Source organism: Caballeronia choica (assembly GCF_001544535.1).
Lineage (GTDB): Bacteria > Pseudomonadota > Gammaproteobacteria > Burkholderiales > Burkholderiaceae > Caballeronia > Caballeronia choica.
In genome coordinates this window covers 1-2,475 of the sequence record NZ_FCON02000373.1, presented here as the reverse complement: position 1 = coordinate 2,475, position 2,475 = coordinate 1, and the positions used below count along the sequence as shown (strand labels likewise).

The window sequence follows — 2,475 nt, the reverse complement described above, 5'->3', positions numbered from 1 at the left end:
ACATCGGCATCATCATTTCTGCCGCGACATTCTCAACTTGATTGTCGCGCGTCTCTCATCCAGATTGTCGCGCCACAGCGACGGCACGTAAAGCGCGTTCAGCGGCGTTGTTATCGATTTCCACGCTGCCGTCTTCGACGTATAGCGTGAGCGCCGACCACTGATTCAGCAGTAGTTGATGGCTTTGGCGGTATCACTTTTTTGCGATACCGTCCCCAATGTTGAGCGCAGCCAATTCTCGAAGGCATCGAGTAGCGCACGCGCCTGCTCCTGCCTGGCACGTCTGCGCTCGTCGGGCGGCTTGCCTCGAATCGCGGCCTTAATTGCGTACAGTTCTCCGATCCGGCGCAACGGCTGGTGTTGACCTCGTTCCTGCGTGCGACGAACAGATCGTGGAATTTGCGGCGCGCGTGCGCCATGCATGCAGCCTCGCGCACATCACCACCCTCGTAGATCGCGTTGTACCCCGCGAAACGCATCGGCCTGCAACGTTCCCTTGAAGTCCTTCAGATGGGCTTGTGGATACTCTCCAGCCTGTGTGGGACTGTATGCAAACCAGACCGCCGGTGCCTCCTTCGAGCCAGCTGGCCGGTCGTCCCGTACGTAGGTCCAGAGCCGAGCGGTCCGGGTCTTGCCGTTACCGGGTTCGAGCACCGGCACCGGCGTGTCGTCGGCGTGGATCTTCGAGGCTGCCATCACGTACCGGCGAATCACCTCTACGAGTGGCCGGAGCAACGCGCTGCACTGACCGACCCAGTCCGCGAGTGTCGATCGGCTGAGCTCCACGCCATCGCGCGCGTAAATCACTGACTGCCGATACAGGGGAAGGTGGTCGCAGAATTTGCCAACCAGGACGTGTGCGAGTAGTCCGGGGCCTGGCATGCCTCGATCGATTGGTCGACCGGGAGCAGCCGCCTGCACAATGCAGTCACAACAGGTACAGGCCTTCTTGGGCCGCCGATGACGGATTACACGCCAATGCCCGGGAACGTAGTCAAGTTGCTCGGCAACGTCCTCGCCAAGCTCACCAAGTTTGCCGCCACATTGCGGACAGCACGCATCATCAGGTTGGTGAACGATGTCGACGCGCTGCAGGTGATCCGGAAGTGGTTTGCGTCCCGTTGGCTTCCCACCTTCAAGACGGTGCCGGTTCGGTGCATCGACGGTTGCCGCGCCGTCGTCGGCCTGAAGATCTTCAAGACGCAATTCCAACTGTTCGATCTGGCGGTCGATCTTCTCCGACTTACGCCCGAACTGCATGCGCTGGAGCTTCGCGATCCACAGCTTCAGGTGCTCGATCTCGAGCGCCCGGTCCGAGAGCGTCTTCTGAAGTGTTGTGACGGTGTCGCACAGATTCGCAAGATCGTCCTCGCGCTCACGTAACGCCGTCTCACGCGCAAGCAAGAGAGCCTTCAAGGCCTCGATGTCGTCTGGAAGGATAGCGTCGCTGGATGACATGCAGGCATGTTTACGCGCGTGGATTGCGCCAGGCGCGCGTTGTCACATACGTTTACAAAGCGCTGCAGGGTCGGGCTGCGTCGATAGGATGCCGCCAGTCGAATCCTTCGAGCAGAAGACTGAGCTGAGCGCTGGTCAGTGAAACAACGCCGCCGTCAGCACGCGGCCAGGCAAAGCGCCCACGCTCCAGGCGTTTGGCGAACATAGCCCGCCGTCATGCCAGTACAGGCACTTAATGAGGTCGCCACGTTTGCCTCTAAACACGAAGATGTGCCCGCAGAACGGATCCTTCGCCAGCACGGTCTGCACCTTCGCGGCCAGGCCGTCGAAGCCACAGCGCATATCCGTAAATCCGGCGGCAACCCAGATTCGCGTGTTGACCGGTGAGCCGATCATCGGCTCAGGCACTGGATGACCACGCGCAGCAACTCGGGATCGACACGCCCTTCAACGTGTACGTCGCCTCGTGACAACTGGATTCGGATCGTGCCGGGCGCCTGGGTCGCAGGCTTAGATGCAGCCGATTCGGCCACGCCGCTCTCGCTGGCCCCATTCACGGTGACCGGCAGCAAGATACATCCACGCTTGTCGGCGCCGAGCCGTCCTTCGAGATACTGCTTACGCCAGTCGAACACCTGATTCGCGTTCACTTCGTGGCTGCGCGCAATCTCCGCCACCGATCGTCCACTGGATAACGTCTCCTCGACGATATGGCGCTTCTCGTCCGCTGTACGCCGCCGATACTTGCGGGAGCCTTTGACCTCGGTGAATTCGGTCACTGTGTCCATGATTTCCTTTATGGGCACAGTGACATATGTGCCCCGGGAAAGCATGGCGACGCCTTCATCCGGTGTCTATACGGTCACGGTCGGACGGTTACGGGTCTAGGGCCGAAGCGGCGGAGAAGGTGGGAATGAGAGGATGGGCAATGGAACACGGAAACGCAAACACCCCACCTTTGTGGGGTGGGGTGTTTGTTTAAAGCATGAGGAGCCTGACGATTACCTACTTTCACAC

At 60.2% G+C, this 2,475-nt stretch carries 1 protein-coding gene and 2 pseudogenes; all 3 read right to left on the bottom strand.

Going from position 1 to position 2,475, the window contains the following annotated elements; translation table 11 throughout:
- Positions 1 to 61: 61 nt before the first annotated feature.
- Positions 62 to 1,458 (bottom strand): annotated as a pseudogene (gene tnpC / locus AWB68_RS44075) (IS66 family transposase); the annotation flags it as partial.
- A 52-nt stretch (positions 1,459 to 1,510) separates the two neighbouring features.
- Positions 1,511 to 1,854, bottom strand: a pseudogene (gene tnpB, locus AWB68_RS44070) (IS66 family insertion sequence element accessory protein TnpB).
- The gene (gene tnpA, locus AWB68_RS44065; RefSeq protein ID WP_160110192.1) at positions 1,851 to 2,246 is read right to left on the bottom strand and encodes an IS66-like element accessory protein TnpA; all 396 of its coding nucleotides are present in this window, start codon (positions 2,244 to 2,246) and stop codon (positions 1,851 to 1,853) included. The pseudogene tnpB and the gene tnpA overlap by 4 nt, the downstream one beginning before the upstream one ends.
- Positions 2,247 to 2,475 lie beyond the last annotated feature (229 nt).